Below are 18,863 nucleotides of genomic sequence, written 5' to 3'. Positions count from 1 at the left end.
ACGGCAAGAAGGACCACGGCGGATACGGCAAGAAGGACCACGGCGGCAAGCCCGACGGCGGCGTCCACACCGGCGGCGGCGCCCTCGCCCTCCTCAACGACGACTACTCCACCCCCGACCCCAAGCACGACCCCGAGTCCTACAAGGACAAGGACGGCGGAAGCAAGGACTCCTGGAGCAAGGACGAGGACAAGGACTCCTACGGCGGCAGCGGACACGACAAGCCCAACGGCGGCGTGCACACCGGCGGCGGCGCCCTCGCCGGCACCGACGTGACCGCGGGCGGCCTCGCCGCCCTCGCCCTCGCCGGCACCGGCCTCTACGCCGCCCGCCGCAAGAAGACCGCCGGCGGACTGGCCTGACCATGCCCGACGCGATAGCAGCCCGGGCCGCCACGACACACCCCCGTGGCGGCCCGGCCCGCCCTCCGCCCACCCTCCGCGTCGGGCCGGTCCGAGAGAAACGCCCTAGTGAGGTCGTCCGATGGCAGTCCCTCCCTCCTCCCCCGCCCACGCCGCGCCGGCCGACCAGGGGTCCCGCGGGTCGATGACCGTGCTGTGCGCCGTGGTGCTCCTGTTCCTGGCCCTCAGCTTCTTCGGCGGAAACGATCCGTCACCCCGCTCCGCGCCCCCGCCGCACTCCCCGCAGGCCGCCACGTCGACCTCCCCCGCCCGGCACCCGGCCGGCAAGCACCTGCCCCGGTCCGAGCCCGTGCGGCTGCTCATCCCGAAGATCTCGGTGGACGCTCCCTTCACCGACCTCTCCATCACCCCCTCGGGGCAGCTCGAAGCCCCGCCGGCCCATGACACCAACCTCGTCGGCTGGCACGCCGAGGGCCCCTCCCCCGGCGAGACGGGCACCGCGATCATCGCCGGCCACATCGACACCGCCACCGCCCCCGCCGTCTTCGCCGACCTCGGTGAACTGGAGGAGGGGGACGTCTTCAAGGTCCGGCGGGCCGACGGACGCACGGCGTCCTTCGTGGTCGACGACCTGGAGACCTTCGACAAGGACCGCTTCCCCAGCAGCCGTGTCTACGCCGACACGGACAAGGCCGAGGTCCGCCTCATCACCTGCGCGGGCGACTACGACCGCGCGGCCAAGGACTACACGGCCAACCTGGTGGTCTTCGCCCACCTCCGGTGAGCGGACCGGCCCCCTCCGCGCGGCCGGTCACTCGCGTAGTCCATCCGAATCGCGCGCCGGTGGCGACCGGCTCAAGATCGAGGCACACCGCCTCGCAGCGCCAGCAGGTGAAGCCAGCCCCTCCGTCCTCCCCGCAGAAGGAGATGTGCCCAGCATGACCACCACCGCACCCGCCCCCCAGCCGCTGACACGACAGGTGTCCCACCGCGTCTCCCAGTCCGTGTTCGACGGCTCCCGGCTCCGGGTCGTCCTCCTGGTGGACGTCCACGACGGCGCTCAGCAGCAGTTCCTGGAGGCGTACGAGCAGCTCTGCAACCAGGTCGCGTCCGTACCCGGGCACGTCAGCGACCAGCTGTGCCAGTCGATCGAGAACCCCAGCCAGTGGCTCATCACCAGTGAGTGGGAGAGCGCCCCGCCGTTCCTCACCTGGGTGAACAGCGAGGAGCACGTGCACATGGTGGAACCGCTGCACAGCTGCGTGCGGGACACCAGGTCGCTGCGCTTCCACATCGTCCGCGAGACCGGCGGCCCGGCCGCCGACACCGCGCCCGGCCCGCGCACCCTCCAGGCCTCGCCCCGCATCGGGGACGGCGTGACCCGCCACGCGCTCACCTTCACCGTCAAGCCGGGCAGCGAGCAGGCCGTCGCCAAGATCCTCGCCGACTACGAGGCGCCGAACCCGAAGGTCGACGACACCACCCGGCTGTGCCGCACGTCCCTGTTCATGCACGGCAACCGCGTGGTGCGCGCCATCGAGGTGCGCGGCGACCTGCTCGCGGCGCTGCGCCACGTGGCCCGGCAGCCCGAGGTGCGGGCCGTCGAGGAGGCCATCAACCCGTATCTGGAGCAGGACCGGGACCTCGACGACCCCGAGTCCGCCCGGGTCTTCTTCACCCGGGCGGCGCTGCCGGCCGTCCACCATGTGACGGCGGAGCGGGAGGACCCGACGGCACAGCGGTACGCGCTGTACTACCCGGCCCGCCCCGACTGCGGGATGCGGCTGGCCCAACTGCTCGCCCAGCAGGACGAGGCGGCCGCGGAGGACCCCCGCAACCCCGTCCTGTGCAGCACGATCTTCCAGCGCGACGACGTCGTCGTACGGCTGATCGACGTCCGCGGCGGGCTCGACGCGGGCGACCCGGCGCTCTCCCTGGGCCTGCTGGACCCGGCGGCGGCGGCGGAGCTGACGGCCTTCCCCGAGGGCGCCGGCGGTTCGGCGCCGTGGGACGGCGGCCCCACCCGCGTCCTCGACCTCACCCGCATGGAACTCATCACCGACCGCCGCTCGGCCCGCGCCTGAGCCGTCCGGCACCGGGGTCGCGGCGGCCGTCCGGACCCCCGTCGACACAGCACACGATCGGAGCAACGTCGTGATCACATCCCGTCCCAGAATCGTGGATCTCAGCGAGGTCGAGCCCAACACCCGGCGCGGCGGCGATCTGCGCGCCATGCTCACGCCCGCCACGGTCAACTCGACCAGCGGCTTCATGGGCGTGGCCATCGTGCAGCCCGGCGACCGCATCGGGGAGCACTACCACCCGTACTCCGAGGAGTTCGTGTACGTCGTCTGCGGGCAGTTGGAGGTCGACCTGGACGGCGAGCCGCACCCGCTGCGGCCCGAGCAGGGGCTGATGATCCCCATCGGCATGCGGCACCGCTTCCGCAACGTCGGCAACGTCGAGGCCCGGATCGTCTTCCACCTCGGCCCGCTGGCCCCGACCCCGCCGCTCGGCCACGTCGACACCGAGCAGACCGAGGCCGTCCCGGTGGTGGGATCGTGAACCGGCGCGTGGCGGTCACCGGCATAGGGGTCGTCGCCCCGGGCGGCATCGGGGTCCCCGCGTTCTGGGACCTGCTCTCCCACGGGCGCACCGCGACCCGGGGCATCACCTTCTTCGACCCGTCCGGACTGCGGTCGCGGATCGCCGCCGAGTGCGACTTCGACCCGGCGGCCCACGGCCTGGACGCCGACCAGGCCGCCCGCAACGACCGGTACATCCAGTTCGCTCTGGTCGCCGGCGAGGAGGCGGTCCGGGACTCCGGCCTCGACCTGGCGCGGGAGAACCCGTGGCGGGTCGGGGTGTCCCTGGGCACCGCGGTCGGCGGCACCACCCGGCTCGAACACGACTACGTCCTGGTCAGCCACCAGGGGCAGCGCTGGGACGTCGACCACGACCGGGCGGAGCGGCACCTGCACCGCGCGTTCGCGCCCAGCACGCTGGCCTCCACGGTCGCGGAGCGGTTCGAGGCGCGCGGCCCGGTGCAGACCGTCTCCACGGGCTGCACCTCGGGGCTGGACGCGGTCGGCTACGCCTTCCACACGATCGAGGAGGGCCGGGCCGACGTGTGCATAGCGGGCGCCTCGGACTCCCCCATATCGCCGATCACGATGGCCTGCTTCGACGCCATCAAGGCCACGTCCCCGAACAACGACGACCCCGCCCACGCGTCGCGTCCCTTCGACGCCGACCGCAACGGGTTCGTCATGGGTGAGGGCGGCGCGGTCCTGGTCCTGGAGGAGCTGGAGCACGCGCGGGCCCGCGGGGCCCACGTGTACTGCGAGCTCAGCGGCTACGCCACCTTCGGCAACGCCTACCACATGACCGGTCTGACCCGGGAGGGCCTGGAGATGGCCCGTGCCATCGGGGTCGCCCTCGACCACTCCCGGCTGGACGGCACGGCGGTGGACTACGTCAACGCCCACGGCTCGGGCACCCAGCAGAACGACCGGCACGAGACCGCGGCGGTGAAGCGGGCCCTCGGGCAGCACGCCTACGGCACGCCCATGAGTTCCATCAAGTCCATGGTGGGCCACTCGCTGGGGGCGATCGGCGCGATCGAGGTCGTCGCCTGTGTGCTGGCCCTGGCCCACCAGGTGGTGCCGCCCACCGCCAACTACGAGACCCCGGACCCCGAGTGCGACCTGGACTACGTCCCGAAGGTCGCCCGCGAGCGGAAGCTGAACACCGTTCTCTCCGTGGGCAGCGGGTTCGGCGGCTTCCAGTCCGCGGTGGTCCTGACGCGGCCGAGAGGGAGGACACGATGAGCGAACCGCATTCCCGGCGCGCGGTCGTCACCGGCATCGGTGTGATCGCGCCCAACGGAACCAGCACCGAGTCCTTCTGGAAATCCACCCAGGAGGGTCTCAGCGTCCTGGACCGGGTCACCCGCGAGGGCTGTGAGCACCTGCCGCTGCGGGTGGCCGGCGAGATCCGTTCCTTCGAGGCGTCGACGGCGGTCGAGGAGCGCTACCTCGTCCAGACCGACCGGTTCACGCACTTCGCGATGGCCGCGGCCGACTGCGCGCTGGACGACGCCCGTCTCGGCCAGGCCGACACCGCCGGTGAGCCGTTCGCCGTGGGCGTGGTCACCGCGGCCGGCTCCGGCGGCGGCGAGTTCGGCCAGCGGGAGCTCCAGCGGCTGTGGGGCAAGGGCAGCCGCTTCGTCGGGCCGTACCAGTCGATCGCCTGGTTCTACGCCGCCAGCACCGGCCAGATCTCCATCCGCCGCGGCTTCAAGGGCCCCTGCTCGGTGGTCGCGGCCGACGAGGCCGGCGGCCTGGACGGTCTCGCGCACGCGGCGCGGGCCGTGCGGCGCGGCACCGACGTCATGGTGGCCGGGGCGACGGAGGCGCCCCTCGCCCCGTACTCGGTGGTGTGCCAGCTCGGCTACCCGGAGCTGAGCACCGCCGACGACCCGGCGCGCGCCTACCGCCCGTTCACGGACGCGGCCTGCGGGTTCGTGCCCGCGGAGGGCGGCGCCATGTTCGTCGTGGAGGAGGAGCGCTCGGCGCGGGAGCGGGGTGCGCGGGTGCGGGCCACCCTGGCCGGGCACGCGGCGACGTTCACCGGCGCCTGCCGGTGGGCGCGGTCCCGGGAGGGGCTCGCCCAGGCGATCCGCGGCGCCCTGGACGACGCCGGCTGCGCGCCCGAGGAGATCGACGTGGTCTTCGCCGACGCCCTCGGGGTGCCGGAGGCGGACCGCGCCGAGGCGCTGGCGATCGCCGACGCCCTCGGCGGGCACGGCCGGCGGGTACCGGTCACCGCGCCGAAGACCGGCATCGGCCGCAGCTTCTGCGCGGCGCCCGTGCTGGACACCGCGGCGGCGGTGCTGGCGATGGAGCACGGTCTGATCCCGCCCACCCCCAACGTTTTCGACATCTGCCATGACCTCGACCTGGTGACCGAACGCGCCCGCGCCGCCGAGATGCGGTGCGCGCTGGTCCTGGGGCGGGGGCTCATGGGCTCGAACTCGGCGCTGGTGCTGCGGCACGGCGTCGCCGACGCCTCGTGACGGGGCAACGGAGCAAAGGAGAGGAACCTCATGAGTGACCGCATCACCGTGGAAGAGCTGTCCGAGCTGATGAAGCAGGCCGCGGGCATCACCGTGGCGCCGGAGGAGCTGCAGCAGCGGTCCGGGACCGGGTTCGACGCGCTCGGCGTCGACTCGCTCGGGCTGCTGGGCATCGTGGGCGAGCTGGAGAACCGCTACGGCGCGCCGCTGCCGCCCGACGCGGAACGCTGCAAGACGCCCCGGCAGTTCCTCGACCTCGTCAACAGCGCCCTCCCGGCAGGAGCGTGACATGGCCGGACACACGCAGAACGAGATCGTCATCGCCGCGCCGCTGGACCTGGTCTGGGACATGACCAACGACGTGGCGAACTGGCCCCGGCTGTTCAGCGAGTACGCCTCCGCGGAGATCCTGTCGCAGGAGGGGAACAAGACCACCTTCCGGCTGACCATGCACCCCGACGAGAACGGCACCGTGTGGAGCTGGGTCTCGGAGCGGGAGCCGGACCGCGACACGCTCAGCGTGAAGGCCCGCCGCGTCGAGACGGGCCCCTTCGCGTACATGAACATCCGGTGGCAGTACGAGGAGGTCCCCCAGGGCACCCGGATGGTGTGGACGCAGGACTTCGAGATGAGGCCCGACGCTCCGGTCGACGACGCCTGGATGACCGACAACATCAACCGCAACTCCAAGGTCCAGCTGGCCCTGATCCGGGACCGCATCGAGAAGGCCGCCGCGGACCGCGGGGCCGTGCCGTCCGTGACCGACTGAGCCGGAAGCCGCAAGGAGGACGAGAACATGCATCAGGCCCTGATCGTGGCCCGGATGGCTCCCGGGTCGGCGCCGGACATCGCCAAGCTGTTCGAGGAGTCGGACCGTGGAGAGCTGCCCCACCTGGTGGGGGTGTCCCGGCGCAGCCTCTTCCAGTTCGGTGATGTGTACATGCACCTCATCGAGTCGGAGCAGGACCCCGGCCCGGCCATCGCCAAGGTGGCCGGACACCCGCGGTTCCGGGACATCAGCGAGCGGCTGTCGGCGTACGTCAGCGCGTACGACCCCGAGACCTGGCGGTCGCCGAAGGACGCCATGGCGCACTGCTTCTACCGCTGGGAACGGGACTCCGCCGGCTGAGGACGCTCCTCGACCGGCCACCGGTCGCCGGGTCCGCGCGTGGCGCGGACCCGGCGACCGGTGGTTTGCCCCGAGGGTCTCCCGGGGTGCTCAGCGGGGGACGGTGCAGTCGAACGCGTGCAGGTAGGGGTTGACCGGCCGGACGTCGCCGACGACCAGCCCGGCGTCGGCCAGGCGTGCGGTCATGGACGCGGTGGTGTGCTTGGCCCCGCCGACGTTGAGGAGCAGCAGCAGGTCCATGGCGGTGCTGAACCGCATCGAGGGCGTGTCGTCGACGAGGTTCTCGATGACCACGACCCGGGTGCCGGGTCCGCCCGCCCCGATGACGTTGCGCAGGGTGCGGGCCGTGCTGTCGTCGTCCCACTCCAGGATGTTCTTGATGACGTACACGTCCGCCCGGAACGGGACGTCGGCGCGGCAGTCGCCGGGCACGATGGTCATCCGGTCCGCGAGCGCGCCGCCCGGGCGCAGCCGCGGGTCGGCGTTCTCGACCACGCGCGGGAGGTCGAGCAGGGTACCGCGCAGGGACGGGTACTTCTCCAGCAGGCTCGCCACCACGTGCCCCTGGCCGCCGCCGATGTCGGCGACCGACGCGCAGCCCGACAGGTCGAGGAAGCGCGCGACGTCCTCGGCGGACTGCCGGCTGGAGGTCGTCATGGCCCGGTTGAAGACCTCGGCGGACTCGGGAGCGTCCTCGTTGAGGTAGGTGAAGAACTCCCTGCCGTACAGGTCCTCGACGACGTTGCGGCCGGTGCGGACCGCCTCGTCGAGTTTCGGCCACGCGTCCCACGTCCACGGCTCGGTGCACCACAGGGTGATGTAGCGCAGGCTGTGCGGGTCGTCCTCGCGCAGCAGCCGGGACATCTCGGTGTGGGCGAACCGGCCGTCCGGCTGCTCGGCGAAGACGCCGTAGCAGGACAGGGCCCGCAACAGGCGCCGCAGCGGGCGGGGTTCGGTCTTCACCGCCGCGGCGAGGTCGTCCACGGCCGCGGGGCCGTCCCCGAGGGCGTCGGCGACGCCCAGCCGGGCGGCGGCGCGCAGGGCGGCGGCGCACGCCGCCCCGAACGCCAGCTCCCTCAGTCGCATGGACGGTGGTGGAGCAGTCTCAGCGGTCGTCATGTGCCGCCTTCCTTCCTTGTCGGTTCCACCTTCTCGGTCGCGCGGCCGGACCGGTCCGGCCGGTCAGCACAGTCCCGCGGGCCGGGAGGCCCGGCAGGAGTTGCGTTCGAAGGTGTTGTCCTTGCCGCCGGTGTCGGTGTCGACGAGGTCCGCCGGGGAGTTGCCGCTCAGCACGTTGTCGCTGATCCGGTTCCGCTCGCTGGGGGTGCCGACGAAGCTCTTGAAGATGACGATGCCGCCGGACAGCGGGGAGGCGCCGGCGTTGTCCCTGACGGTGTTGCGGGTCACCACGGTGTCGTCGACGCCGGTCAGGACGATCCCGGAGCCCTGGAGGGCGTCCAGCCGGGCCGTCTTCGGACACGACTTGTTGTTCCGCTCGACGCGGTTGCCGCTGACGGTCACGGCGCCGGCCTTCGGCTTGTTCTCGTCGCCGACGACGAAGACCCCCGCGCAGTTGCCGGTGATGCGGTTGTGCTCGACGGTGACGTTGCGCAGGCGGCGGACCGTGACGCCGATCCGGTTGCCCTCCAGCCGGTTGCGGTCGACGACGGTTCCGGCGGTGTCCGCGGCGCCTTCCTCGGCCGTGACGGTGTTGGCGAGGAACAGGCCCGCGTCGCCGTTCTCCCGTGCGGTGTTGGCGCGGAAGACGCTGCGGCGGGAGTGCTCCTCGGCGATGCCCCAGACGCCGTTCTTCGCCGCGAGCACGTTCCGTACGGTCAGTCTGTCGGTCCACGCGGCCGACACGCCGGTCCTGGCGAAACCGGTCACCGTCAGGGAGGTGATGGTGACGCCTTCCAGACGGCGGTCCTTCGTCCCCTCCACACAGATGCCGTTGCCGGCCTCGGCGCAGCCGGCGGCGGCCTTCCCGTCGGCCTTCCCGTCGGCCTTCCCCGCGGCCTTCCCCGCGGCCTTCTCCGGGTCGGCCGGACGGGTGGCGGTCTGGCGCGTGGCGGCCTGCTGGCCGGCCGCCTGGGTGGTTCCGGCCGCGGGCTGCGTGGTACCGGCCGTCTGAGTGGTACCGGCCGCGGGCTGGGTGGTACCGGCCGCGGGCTGGGTGGTACCGGCCGCCGGCTGCGTGGTACCGGCCGCCGGTTGGGTGGTACCGGCCGTCTGAGTGGTGCCGGCCGCCGGCCGGGTGGCCGGTTCGAGCACCACGCCGCGGCCCGCGCCGCGCAGCGTCAGTCCCGGTGTGGTCACCCTGACGGACTCGCGGTAGGTACCGGGGGTCACGAGCACGGTGTCGCCCGGTGCGGCGGCGTCCACCGCCTTCTGGATCGACTGCCCCGGGTGGACCACAAGGGTCGCGTGGCCGGGCACGGGCGCGGCGGCGCCGAGGCCCGCTCCGACGACCGCCGCGGTGCACGCCAGGTACGCGATATGGCATTTAGTCATATTCCGCACCATATGATCGGATGGTCCACTGGTAGGCGGGATCGACCATCCGACGGCGTGTCACACGCGGGCGCGCCGGACCCTCCCGGCGACCGCCCTCACACCGCCGCCCCGGCGACCGCCTCCACTCCCTCCCCGGAGACCGCTCCGGAGACCACCCCGGCCACCGTCCCGGCCACCGTCCCGGCCACCGCCTCCGGTCGCTCGAACTGCGTCCGGTACAGCTCCGCGTACCGCCCGCCCGCCGCCAGCAGCTCCTGGTGCGTGCCGCGTTCGACGATCCGGCCGGACTCGACGACCAGGATCAGATCGGCGGACCGCACGGTCGACAGGCGGTGGGCGATGACCACGGCGGTGCGCCCGGCCAGGGCCTCGGCGAGCGCCTCCTGGACGGCCGCCTCGGAGGTGTTGTCGAGGTGGGCGGTCGCCTCGTCGAGGATGACCACGCGCTGGCGGGCCAGCAGCAGCCGGGCGATGGTCATGCGCTGGCGCTCGCCGCCGGAGAGGCGGTAGCCGCGCTCGCCGACGACCGTGTCGAGGCCGTCGGGCAGGGAGCGGACCAGGTCGTCGAGACGGGCGCGGCGCAACGCGTCCCACAGGTCGTCCTCGGCGGCTTCGGGCCGGGCGAGGAGGAGGTTGGCGCGGACGGTGTCGTGGAAGAGGTGGCCGTCCTGGGTGACCATGCCCAGCGTCTCGCGCAGGGACCGGGCGCTCAGGTCGCGCACGTCGACCCCGCCGATCCGGACGGCGCCGGCGTCGACGTCGTACAGGCGCGGCAGGAGCTGGGCGATGGTCGACTTGCCGGCGCCGGAGGAGCCGACGAGGGCGACGGTGTGGCCGGGTTCGGCGCGGAAGGACACGCCGTGCAGGACCTCGGCGCCCCCGCGGGTGTCGAGGGCGGCGACCTCCTCCAGGGAGGCGAGGGAGACTTTGTCGGCGGACGGGTAGCCGAAGCGGACGTCCTCGAAGACGACGGAGACCGGCCCCTCGGGCACCTCGCGGGCGTCCGGCCTCTCCTCGATGAGCGGCTTCAGGTCGAGCACCTCGAAGACGCGCTCGAAGCTGACCAGGGCGCTCATCACCTCCACGCGCGCCCCGGCGAGGGCGGTGAGGGGGGCGTACAGACGGGTCAGCAGGAGGGCGAGGGCCACGACGGCCCCGGCGTCCAGGGCACCGTCCAGGGCGAGCCGGCCGCCGAGGCCGTAGACGAGGGCGAGGGCCAGGGCGGAGACGAGGGTGAGGGCGGTGATGAACAGCGACTGGGCCGTCGCCGTGCGCACGCCGATGTCCCGGACGAGCGCGGCGCGCGCCGCGAACTGCGCCGACTCCTGCTCGGGGCGGCCGAAGAGCTTGACCAGGGTGGCGCCGGGCGCGGAGAAGCGCTCGGTCATCCGGGTGCCCATCGCCGCGTTGAGCTCGGCCGCCTCCCGCTGCATGTCGGCCATCCGCCGGCCCATCCGCCGGGCGGGGATCACGAACACCGGCAGCAGGGCCAGGGCGAGCAGGGTGACCTGCCAGGACAGGGTGAGCATCACGGCGAGGGCGAGCAGCAGGGTGACCAGGTTGCCGACCACTTGGGAGAGGGTGTTGCTGAAGGCGCGCTGGGCGCCGATCACGTCGTTGTTGAGCCGGGAGACGAGCGCTCCCGTGCGCGTGCGGGTGAAGAACGCGACCGGCATCCGCTGCACATGGTCGAAGACGGCCGTGCGCAGATCGAGGATGAGCCCCTCCCCCAGGGTCGCCGAGAGTTTCCTGCCGAGGACGGCGAGCACCGCCTCCAGGACCGCGAGGAGCGCGATGAGCAGGGCCAGCCGGACGACGGTGCCGGCGTCGCCGTGCGACACGATCGCGTCGACGACCCGCCCCGCGAGGACGGGGGTGGCGACGGCGAGCAGCGCGGTCACCGCCCCGAGCAGCACGAACAGGGCGATGCGGCGGCGGTGCGGGCGGGCGAAGGCGCCGATGCGGCGCAGCGTGGCGCGGTCGAAGGGGCGGCGTTCGTGGCGGGCGTTCATGACGCCGTACAGCTGCGTCCAGGCGGTGGTCTCCATGCTCATGCTGACGAACCTAGAACCTCAAGCATCGTTGAGGTCAACACGGCGATGTCTCCTCCCCCGCCGCCGTCCACACCGCGGTCACCGCGCGTTGACGTGGTGCGGAGAACCTCTCCAGGTGTGACCGCGACACCGCTCTCCCCAGCACCCGCCCCCCGGAGCCGTCCCCCGTGGCGGCCGACCGCGCGCGGACTGCGCCGGGCCCTGTGTCTGCTGCCCCTCGTCCTGGTCGGGGTCGTCGCGGTGCGGCACCGGACCGTGCTCGCCGAGGGCGTCGCCCAGCTGCGTACGGCCGAGTGGCCCTGGCTGCTGGCCGCGGCCGGGGCGACCTGTCTGACCTGGGTGGCGGCGGCCGTCACCCGGCAGGGCGCGGTCGTCCAGCGGCTGCCCGCGCTGCGGCTGCTGGCCACGCAGTTCGCGGCGGGCGCCGCCAACCACCTGCTGCCGACCGGTCTCGGCGCGAGCGCGGTCAACCTGCGGTTCATGGCCGTGTGCGGCGTGCCGCTGGCCCGTTCCTCGGCGGCCCTGGCGCTGTACCTGCTGGCGGAGGGCGTCGCCCGGGTGGGGCTGCTGGCCGCGCTGCTGCTCGTCTTCCCCGGCGCGTTGCGGCTCGGCCCCCTGCTGCCGGAGGGAGCGCTCGGCCCGCTCCTGGCGGTGCTCGGTGCGGCCGCGCTGGTGGCGGCGGGCGCGCTCGTCCTCGTACGGCGGCTGCGGTCGGCCGTGGGCGCGTTCCTGCGCACGGCGCTGGGCGAGGCGCGTTCGGTGCACGCCCGTCCGGCGCGGGCCCTGGCGCTGTGGGGCGGTTCCCTCGCGTTCCCGGTGCTCCAGGCGGCCGGGCTGGCGGCGGTGGGGCGGGCCCTGGGGCTGCCGGTGCCCGCGACGCACATGGCGGTGGCGTACCTGGCGGCCACGGTGGCGGTCGCGCTCGTCCCCACGCCCGGCGGGATCGGCTCGGTCGAGGCGGCGCTCGTCGTGGCCCTGGTGGCGGTGGGCAGCCCGGTCGCGGTCGCCACGGCCGTGGTCCTCGCCTACCGCATCGTCACCGTCTGGCTGCCGCTGCTGCCGGGGGCGCTGACCCTCGGGGCGCTGGTGCGGCTGAAGGTGATCTGACCGGCGTCCCGCGCCCTCCCCCCTCCCGGTGATCGATTACCTGTCAACTATTCCCAGGTAAAGGGTCGTTGGGGAGATCCCAAACGGCGTGTGAGGCGCCACGGCCGCCTCTATAGTGACCGCCGACCGACGCGATCTCCCTTTCCGCTCCGGCCTCCGCCCCGAGGAGGGCTGTTGTTACTCCACCCTGCCGTCCTGTCCGTTCCCCGGCCCGGGACGAGCGGCTGATGGCCAGAGACGGAGCACGCCCCGCCTACGACCCGGCCGGGCACGACGACGAGCTGCGCGCCGCCCTCCAGGAGGTGCGCACCGGGCGCTGGCTGTCGATGCGCACCCTGCTGGCGCGCACCACGGCGTGGGAGCCGTGGACCCGGCGCACGCAGGTGCTGGGGGCGGCGGCGGCCGGGACCGACGTGGTGCGGGCCTGGCTCGCCGAGGAGCCGGACAGCGTGCCGGCCGCGGTCATGCGGGCCCGGGTCGCCGTCGAACGGGCGCTGCGGGCGCACCGCGAGCGCCACCGCCGCACCCACGAGCTGTGGATCGAGGCGTGGGACGTGAGCCAGTCGGCCGCCCGGGCCGCCCCGCCGGACCCGGTGCCGTGGGTGTGCCTGCTGGCACTGGCCCAGCTGGACCGCCGGCAGCTGTGGGAGGAGCACCGGGCGAAGCCGCCGGAGCCGTCCTGGCCGGCGGGCCCGTGGGGCCTGCTGGCCGAGGCCGTCGGGCGCGACCCGCACAACCGCGAGGCCCACCACCGCATGCTCCAGTTCCTGTACGCGCAGGCGGCGTCCGGGCGGCTGGCGGAGGCCTCCGGTTTCGCGCACCTGACCGCCGAGCAGGCCCCGCCGGGCTCCGCCCTGCACCTGCTGCCGCTGTACGTCCGCGTGGAGCGCTACCGGCGCGGCGGCGGGCGGGGTGCCGCCCTCGACCTGCACTGGGTGGGCGAGGACGCCACCCGCGAGGCACTGCGCGCGGACGGGTCGTGGTTCGGGCACGCGGACGCCGCGGAGCGTTCCCCGCTCGACCTCAACCACCTGGCCCACGCCCTGTGGGGGGCGCTGCGCTTCGCCGACGCCGCCCGGGTGTTCGACGCGATCGGCCCCTACTGCACCCCCCTGCCCTGGGCCCACCGCGCCACGGTCCCGGGCGACCCGGGCCAGGCGGTGCAGGTGTTCCTCCAGGCCCGCGCGCGCAGCCGCACGGCGGCGCGCGGCCGGGGCCCCGCCACCGGCTGAGCCGTGCGGCTCCCGGGCCGTCCCGTTTTTCCCCTATCCGACCTCGGAGGTCCCCGTATGTCCCGCACCCCGGAGCCACCGGCTCCGACCGCCGTCCCGCGCCCCGACGAGGAGCAGCGGCTGCGCGAGCTCGGCTACCGGCCGGTGCTGGCCCGCCGTATGGGTGGCTTCGGCAACTTCGCGATCAGCTTCTCCGTCATCTCCATCCTGTCCGGCTGCATGACCCTGTACGGCTTCGGCATGGGCGCGGGCGGCCCCGCCGTGATGCTGTGGGGCTGGGCCGGCGTCGGCCTGTTCGTGTTATGCGTGGGGCTGGCGCTGGCTGAGGTGACCAGCGCGTACCCGACGTCGGGCGCCCTGTACTACATGGCCGACCGGCTCGGCGGGCGCCGCTGGGGCTGGTACACGGGCTGGCTGAACCTGCTCGGCCTGCTCGGCGCGATCGCCGGCATCGACTACGGCGCCGCCCTGTTCGCGGGGGCCTTCGCCAACCTCCAGTGGGGCTTCGAGCCGACGCCGGGGAAGACGATGCTGATCTTCGTGGCGATCCTGCTGCTGCACGCCGTGCTGAACCTGTTCGGGGTCCGGCTGGTCAGCGTCCTGAACTCGATATCCGTGTGGTGGCACCTGGCGGGCGTGGCGCTCATCGTCGGCGCGCTGGCGATCGTGCCCGACCACCACCGGTCGCCGTCCTTCGTCTTCGGCGAGTTCGTCAACGGCACCGGCTGGGACAACCCGGTGTACGTGGCGGCGATCGGCCTGCTGCTCGCCCAGTACACGTTCTCCGGCTACGACGCCTCCGCGCACCTGTCGGAGGAGACCGCCAACGCGTCGGTGTCGGCGGCGCGCGGCATCGTCCGGTCGATCTGGGTGTCCTGGATCGCGGGCTTCGTCCTCCTCGCGGGCCTCACCTTCGCCATCCAGGACTACGCCGCCACCCGGGACACCGCCACCGGCGTACCGCCCGCCCAGATCCTCCTCGACGGCCTCGGTACCGGCGGTGCGAGCGCGCTGCTGCTGGTCGTGATCGTCGCCCAGCTGTTCTGCGGCAACGCCGAGGTCGCCGCGGCCAGCCGCATGGTGTTCGCGTTCAGCCGGGACCGCGCGCTGCCGGGCTCGCACCTGTGGCGCAGGGTCAGCGCCCGCACCCAGACCCCGGTCGCCGCCGTGTGGCTGTCGGTCGCGGTCGCCTGCGTCCTCGCGCTGCCGTCGCTGTACTCGGCGACGGCGTACGGCGCGGTCACCGCCATCAACGTCATCGGCATCACACCGGCGTACGCCATCCCGGTGCTGCTGCGACTGCGCGCGGGGGACCGTTTCCGGCCGGGTCCGTGGCACCTGGGCCGGTGGAGCAGGCCGATCGGCTGGACGGCCGTGGTGTGGGTGGCGTGTGTGACGGTGCTGTTCTGCCTGCCGCAGTCCTCTCCGGTGACCGTGGACACGATGAACTACGCCTCCGTCGCCCTCGCCGTCGTGCTGGTCCTGGCCACGGTGTGGTGGTTCGTGGCCCGCCGTTCGTACGGAACGCCCGCCACGGCCGCGTACGGCTCGGACCGGGAGCAGGCCGAACTGGCCGAAGGCATCGTCTGAGCGCACCGGCCGCCTGCGAACTGCCGTGCCGGATACGGCAGGATGTGCGGTCGCGCCCGTTCCCGGACGGACGCGACCGCGACATCGCAGAGAAGCCAGCAAGTGAACAGGTGACAACGTGACGACACTTCACATCCGGCCGTCGGCGGCCCGGACGGGTGCCCCGGCGGGTGGCCCCTCCGCCGCGGAGCGACTTCCCGGAGGCGGCCGGTGAACCGCGCGCTGACGCTCGACGACTGCGTCCTCGCCGGCATCGCCCTGGCGGCGGGGCTGCTGGTGGCGTTCCTCTCGCGCACGCTGCTGCGCTGGCTGGCCAAGCACGCCAAGCGCACCCGCTGGAGCGGCGACGACGTGATCGTGGACGCGCTGCGCACGGTGGTGCCGTGGGCAGCGATCGCGGGCGGCGGGGCCGCCGCCGCGGCGGTGCTGCCGCTGACCCGGACGGTGCAGCACACCGTCAACCAGTGCCTCACCGTGCTGCTCATCTTCGTCGTGACGGTGTCGGCGGCCCGGGTCGTCGCCGGACTGGTGCAGTCGGTCACCTCCTCCCGCTCCGGCGTCGCCGGATCCGCGACGATCTTCGTCAACATCACCCGGGTGCTGGTGCTGGCCATCGGCTTCCTCGTGGTGCTCCAGACCCTCGGCATCTCCATAGCGCCGATGCTCACCGCCCTCGGCGTCGGCGGTCTGGCGGTCGCGCTCGCCCTCCAGGACACCCTCGCCAACCTCTTCGCGGGCATCCACATCCTGGCCTCCAAGACGGTCCAGCCCGGCGACTACATCAAGCTGAGCAGCGGCGAGGAGGGCTATGTCGAGGACATCAACTGGCGCCAGACGACCGTCCGCAACCTCTCCAACAACCTGGTCGTCATCCCCAACGGGCAGCTCGCCAAGACGAACATGACCAACTTCATGCGTCCCGAGCAGCAGCTGACGATCCTGGTGCAGGTGGGCGTCGCCTACGACAGCGACCTGGAGCACGTGGAGCGGGTGACGAAGGAGGTCGTCACCGAGGTGATGACGGAGATCACCGGCGCGGTCCCGGACCACGAGCCCGCGGTGCGCTTCCACACCTTCGGCGACTCCCGGATCGGCTTCACCGTCATCCTCGGCGTCGGCGAGTTCAGCGACCAGTACCGGATCAAGCACGAGTTCATCAAGCGCCTGCACCGGCGCTACCGCGCGGAGGGCATCCGCATCCCGGCACCCGCGCGCACCGTGTCGCTCCAGCAGGGCGCGGCGGTCATCCCGCAGCAGCGCACGGGCGGCACGGGCGGCATCGGCGGCACGGGCGGCATCGGCGGCACGGGTGGCACGGGCGACGGCATCGCGCCGGACGCCGGCCTGGGTGGCGGCCGGCCGATCTGAGGGCCATGACACCGGCCCCCGGGGGGAGCCGGTGTCTCCGAGAAGAGGGGACACCGGCCCGGGGGAGTCGGCCGCTCCGAAGGGCCGGGGCGCCGGCCCGTGGAGACAGTCGGCCGCTCAGAAGAGGGGCCACCGGCCCGGGGAGGCAGTCGGCCGCTCCGAGGGGCGGGGACGCCGGTCGGGCCGCCGTATCCTCGACAGCGGTATGACCTCCACCCCACCGCTCCCGCCCCCCGACCCGCCCGGCCACGCGCTCGACCGGCGGCTCGACGACATCGCCCGCCACCCGTTCCGGGCGCGGTTCCGGCTGCGCGGGCGGGACCGGGCCACCGCCGAACAGCACGGGCCCGCCACGCTGCGCTGGCACGCCTACGACCTGATCGCCCGGCGGCTGGCCCCGGCCGAGCCCCGCAAGGACGGCCGGCAGACCCCGTACCGCGGTCATCCCGTGTTCGTCGCGCAGCACGCCACCGCGACCTGCTGCCGGCGCTGTCTCGAACGGTGGCACGGCATCCCCGCCGGACGGGAGCTGAGCCGTTCCGAGCACACGTACGTCGTACGGGTGATCTGCCGGTGGATCGAGCGGGAACTGGCGGACGGAGAGCCCTCCGCGCGCCCCGACCCGCCCTGAGCCCGGCTGATCCCCGCTGACCGACTGCCCCCGGCAGACCGGGCACACCGGCCGCGCCGGGCGCGCGGCTCGCCCCGGCCCCCGCCGTGTCATAGGGTCGCCGAGTTGTCGTGGTAACGCCCGCCGCCGCGGCGGTGCGGGGTGAGGGCCGGGGTCGCCGGGGCGACCGTCCAGTCCGGGTGGCCGGGCATCCGCGGGGTCGTGGTGCCGTACAGCCAGTCCCGCAGGAAACCGGTCACGTTCCGGCCCGCGACGCGGGAGGCGACGGCGATGTAGTCCTCGGTCGACGCCGAGGAGTCGCGGTACCGCGCCAGGAAGGCCCGCTCGATCGCGCGGAACGCCTCCTCGCCGACCAGCTGCCGCAGGGCGTACAGGACGAGGACACCGCCGAGGTAGCGCTGGCCGTCGAAGAGGTTCGCCGCGTTCGGCGCGGCCACCGGGCCGGAGTCGCGCCGCCACTGGTCGCCGCGCGCGTAGGTGTCCTTCATCCGCGCCTCCAGCCCGGTCAGCCCCAGCGAGTCGGGCCAGCCGCGCCCGTAGCGGTACAGCAGCCCGTAGAAGTCGGCGTGGCCCTCGTTCAGCCACAGGTCGGCCCAGGTCGCGGGGGTGACGCTGTTGCCGAAGTAGGAGTGGACCAGCTCGTGCATCATGTGGGCGCCGATCCGCCGCTCCGGCTGGAGGAGGTAGCCCGGCTTGTAGACGGTCAGGGTCTGGGTCTCCAGGCCGGTGAAGTCGAAGGCGTCGGGGTCGTCGGAGTTGCACGGCAGCAGGCCGTACGTCTCGAAGGGGTACGCGCCGAGCCGCTCCTCGATCCACTCCACCAGGCCCGGGGTGAGGGCCAGCGCGGGTTCGAGCGCCTCGGCCCGCGCCACCGGCACGACGTCCCGCAGCGGCAGCCCGTGCGGGCCCCGCCGCTCCTTGACGACGTACTCCCCGACCGTGATCTGCACCAGCTCCGTGGCCATCGGGGACCGGGAGCGGTACGTGTACGCCGTACGGCCGCCCGGCAGGCCCTCCGTGCGGACGAGGACGCCGCTCGCCACGCCCCGCAGTCCGGCGGGGACGGTGAGCCGGAAGGAGAAGTCCGCCTTGTCGCCGGGGTGGTCGTTGCAGGGGAAGACGGTGTGGGCGGAGCGCGGCTGGCAGGCCACCGCGAAACCGTCCGGCGTGGCGACCCAGCCGGTGTGCGGCAGCGCGCGGCGCGGGTCCGCCGTGTACTCCACCCGCACGGCGAGCCGGGCGCGGGCGGGCAGCGTCCGGGCGGGCGTGACGCGCAGCTTCTCGTCCGCCTGCTCGTGCGCCGCCCGGCGGCCGGCGACCCGGACCGAGCGGATGTCCAGGCCGAGGGCGTCCAGGGAGAACCGGGTCAGCGCCCGGGTGGTGCGCAGCGCCAGCGTCGCGGAGCCCTCGACGAGGCCGGTCGTGGCGTCGTGACGGAGGTCGAGGTGGTAGGCGAGGACGCGGTAGCCGTCGTTGCCGAGGGCCGGGAAGACGGGGTCGCCGAGGCTCTCCGGGCCCTCGACACCGCCCGCGGGCCCCTCGCCGGCACGGCCCGTCGTCGCCGCATGGGCCGTGTCTCTGCCGGTCAGGGCCGCGGCGGTGCCGATCAGGGCGGCCGCGGGAGCCGTCACTCTGGTGCGATATCTCATGGTCCGCTTTCGCTCGGGCGGCCGGGGCGTCGGGCCGGCCGTCGTCGGGTCGGAAGACGATCCACCTCCTCGACCACAGGATCGGGCCAGGAGGTCGCCCCGGCAGCCGGAGGACCGCGCGACGGATGTGAGCCGACCCCTGTCGAGACG

General features: G+C 73.6%; 17 protein-coding genes and 1 pseudogene. 14 read left to right on the top strand and 4 right to left on the bottom strand.

Annotation, left to right across the window (positions count from 1 at the left end):
• From ACFYWQ_RS34405 to ACFYWQ_RS34365, 9 genes and pseudogenes are all read left to right on the top strand, one after another.
• Positions 1 to 362, top strand: a pseudogene (locus tag ACFYWQ_RS34405) (hypothetical protein); the annotation flags it as partial.
• A gap of 121 nt (positions 363 to 483) precedes the next feature.
• Positions 484 to 1,146 (top strand): class F sortase, encoded by a 663-nt coding sequence (locus tag ACFYWQ_RS34400; protein ID WP_389522019.1) that lies wholly within the window; start codon positions 484 to 486, stop codon positions 1,144 to 1,146.
• 154 nt (positions 1,147 to 1,300) lie between these two features.
• Positions 1,301 to 2,446, top strand: a complete 1,146-nt coding sequence (locus tag ACFYWQ_RS34395; protein WP_389522018.1) for a SchA/CurD-like domain-containing protein — start codon at positions 1,301 to 1,303, stop codon at positions 2,444 to 2,446.
• Between the two features lie 70 nt (positions 2,447 to 2,516).
• A complete protein-coding gene (locus ACFYWQ_RS34390) occupies positions 2,517 to 2,927 on the top strand; it encodes a cupin domain-containing protein (RefSeq protein WP_389522016.1) in 411 nt (136 codons plus the stop codon).
• Positions 2,924 to 4,192 (top strand): beta-ketoacyl-[acyl-carrier-protein] synthase family protein, encoded by a 1,269-nt coding sequence (locus ACFYWQ_RS34385; RefSeq protein WP_389522015.1) that lies wholly within the window; start codon positions 2,924 to 2,926, stop codon positions 4,190 to 4,192. Before ACFYWQ_RS34390 ends, ACFYWQ_RS34385 begins: the two co-directional genes overlap by 4 nt.
• Positions 4,189 to 5,439, top strand: a complete 1,251-nt coding sequence (locus tag ACFYWQ_RS34380; RefSeq protein ID WP_389522013.1) for a ketosynthase chain-length factor — start codon at positions 4,189 to 4,191, stop codon at positions 5,437 to 5,439. Before ACFYWQ_RS34385 ends, ACFYWQ_RS34380 begins: the two co-directional genes overlap by 4 nt.
• A gap of 30 nt (positions 5,440 to 5,469) precedes the next feature.
• The gene (locus ACFYWQ_RS34375) at positions 5,470 to 5,727 is read left to right on the top strand and encodes an acyl carrier protein (protein ID WP_389522011.1); all 258 of its coding nucleotides are present in this window, start codon (positions 5,470 to 5,472) and stop codon (positions 5,725 to 5,727) included.
• A 1-nt stretch (position 5,728) separates the two neighbouring features.
• Positions 5,729 to 6,208, top strand: a complete 480-nt coding sequence (locus tag ACFYWQ_RS34370) for an SRPBCC family protein (protein ID WP_389522010.1) — start codon at positions 5,729 to 5,731, stop codon at positions 6,206 to 6,208.
• 27 nt (positions 6,209 to 6,235) lie between these two features.
• Positions 6,236 to 6,568 carry a TcmI family type II polyketide cyclase gene (locus ACFYWQ_RS34365; protein ID WP_389522008.1) on the top strand — a complete coding sequence of 111 codons (333 nt, stop codon included), beginning with the start codon at positions 6,236 to 6,238 and terminating at the stop codon, positions 6,566 to 6,568.
• A gap of 90 nt (positions 6,569 to 6,658) precedes the next feature.
• On the opposite strand, the gene ACFYWQ_RS34360 is transcribed toward ACFYWQ_RS34365, so the two are convergent.
• From ACFYWQ_RS34360 to ACFYWQ_RS34350, 3 genes are all read right to left on the bottom strand, one after another.
• A complete protein-coding gene (locus ACFYWQ_RS34360; protein ID WP_389522007.1) occupies positions 6,659 to 7,687 on the bottom strand; it encodes a methyltransferase in 1,029 nt (342 codons plus the stop codon).
• Between the two features lie 63 nt (positions 7,688 to 7,750).
• A complete protein-coding gene (locus tag ACFYWQ_RS34355) occupies positions 7,751 to 9,079 on the bottom strand; it encodes a nitrous oxide reductase family maturation protein NosD (RefSeq protein WP_389522006.1) in 1,329 nt (442 codons plus the stop codon).
• Between the two features lie 98 nt (positions 9,080 to 9,177).
• Positions 9,178 to 11,136 (bottom strand): ABC transporter ATP-binding protein, encoded by a 1,959-nt coding sequence (locus ACFYWQ_RS34350; protein WP_389522005.1) that lies wholly within the window; start codon positions 11,134 to 11,136, stop codon positions 9,178 to 9,180.
• Positions 11,137 to 11,343: 207 nt separating this feature from the next.
• On the opposite strand from ACFYWQ_RS34350, the gene ACFYWQ_RS34345 reads away from it, so the two are divergent.
• The 5 genes from ACFYWQ_RS34345 (at position 11,344) to ACFYWQ_RS34325 (ending at position 17,064) form a co-directional block, all read left to right on the top strand.
• Positions 11,344 to 12,243: a YbhN family protein gene (locus ACFYWQ_RS34345; RefSeq protein ID WP_389522045.1), complete on the top strand. Its 900-nt coding sequence runs from the start codon at positions 11,344 to 11,346 to the stop codon at positions 12,241 to 12,243.
• Between the two features lie 227 nt (positions 12,244 to 12,470).
• Positions 12,471 to 13,475 carry a hypothetical protein gene (locus ACFYWQ_RS34340; RefSeq protein WP_389522003.1) on the top strand — a complete coding sequence of 335 codons (1,005 nt, stop codon included), beginning with the start codon at positions 12,471 to 12,473 and terminating at the stop codon, positions 13,473 to 13,475.
• Between the two features lie 57 nt (positions 13,476 to 13,532).
• Entirely contained in the window at positions 13,533 to 15,065 is a 1,533-nt protein-coding gene (locus tag ACFYWQ_RS34335; protein ID WP_389522001.1) for an amino acid permease, read from the top strand.
• A gap of 210 nt (positions 15,066 to 15,275) precedes the next feature.
• The gene (locus tag ACFYWQ_RS34330) at positions 15,276 to 16,433 is read left to right on the top strand and encodes a mechanosensitive ion channel family protein (RefSeq protein WP_389521999.1); all 1,158 of its coding nucleotides are present in this window, start codon (positions 15,276 to 15,278) and stop codon (positions 16,431 to 16,433) included.
• Positions 16,434 to 16,638: 205 nt separating this feature from the next.
• Positions 16,639 to 17,064 (top strand): DUF4186 domain-containing protein, encoded by a 426-nt coding sequence (locus ACFYWQ_RS34325; RefSeq protein WP_389521997.1) that lies wholly within the window; start codon positions 16,639 to 16,641, stop codon positions 17,062 to 17,064.
• Between the two features lie 89 nt (positions 17,065 to 17,153).
• On the opposite strand, the gene ACFYWQ_RS34320 is transcribed toward ACFYWQ_RS34325, so the two are convergent.
• Entirely contained in the window at positions 17,154 to 18,713 is a 1,560-nt protein-coding gene (locus ACFYWQ_RS34320; protein WP_389521995.1) for a M1 family metallopeptidase, read from the bottom strand.
• Positions 18,714 to 18,863: the final 150 nt, after the last annotated feature.

Source organism: Streptomyces sp. NPDC003247 (assembly GCF_042888135.1).
Classification (GTDB): Bacteria; Actinomycetota; Actinomycetes; order Streptomycetales; family Streptomycetaceae; genus Streptomyces.
The sequence above is the reverse complement of the archived record's forward strand: the minus strand, read 5'-3'. Positions and strand labels throughout refer to the sequence as shown.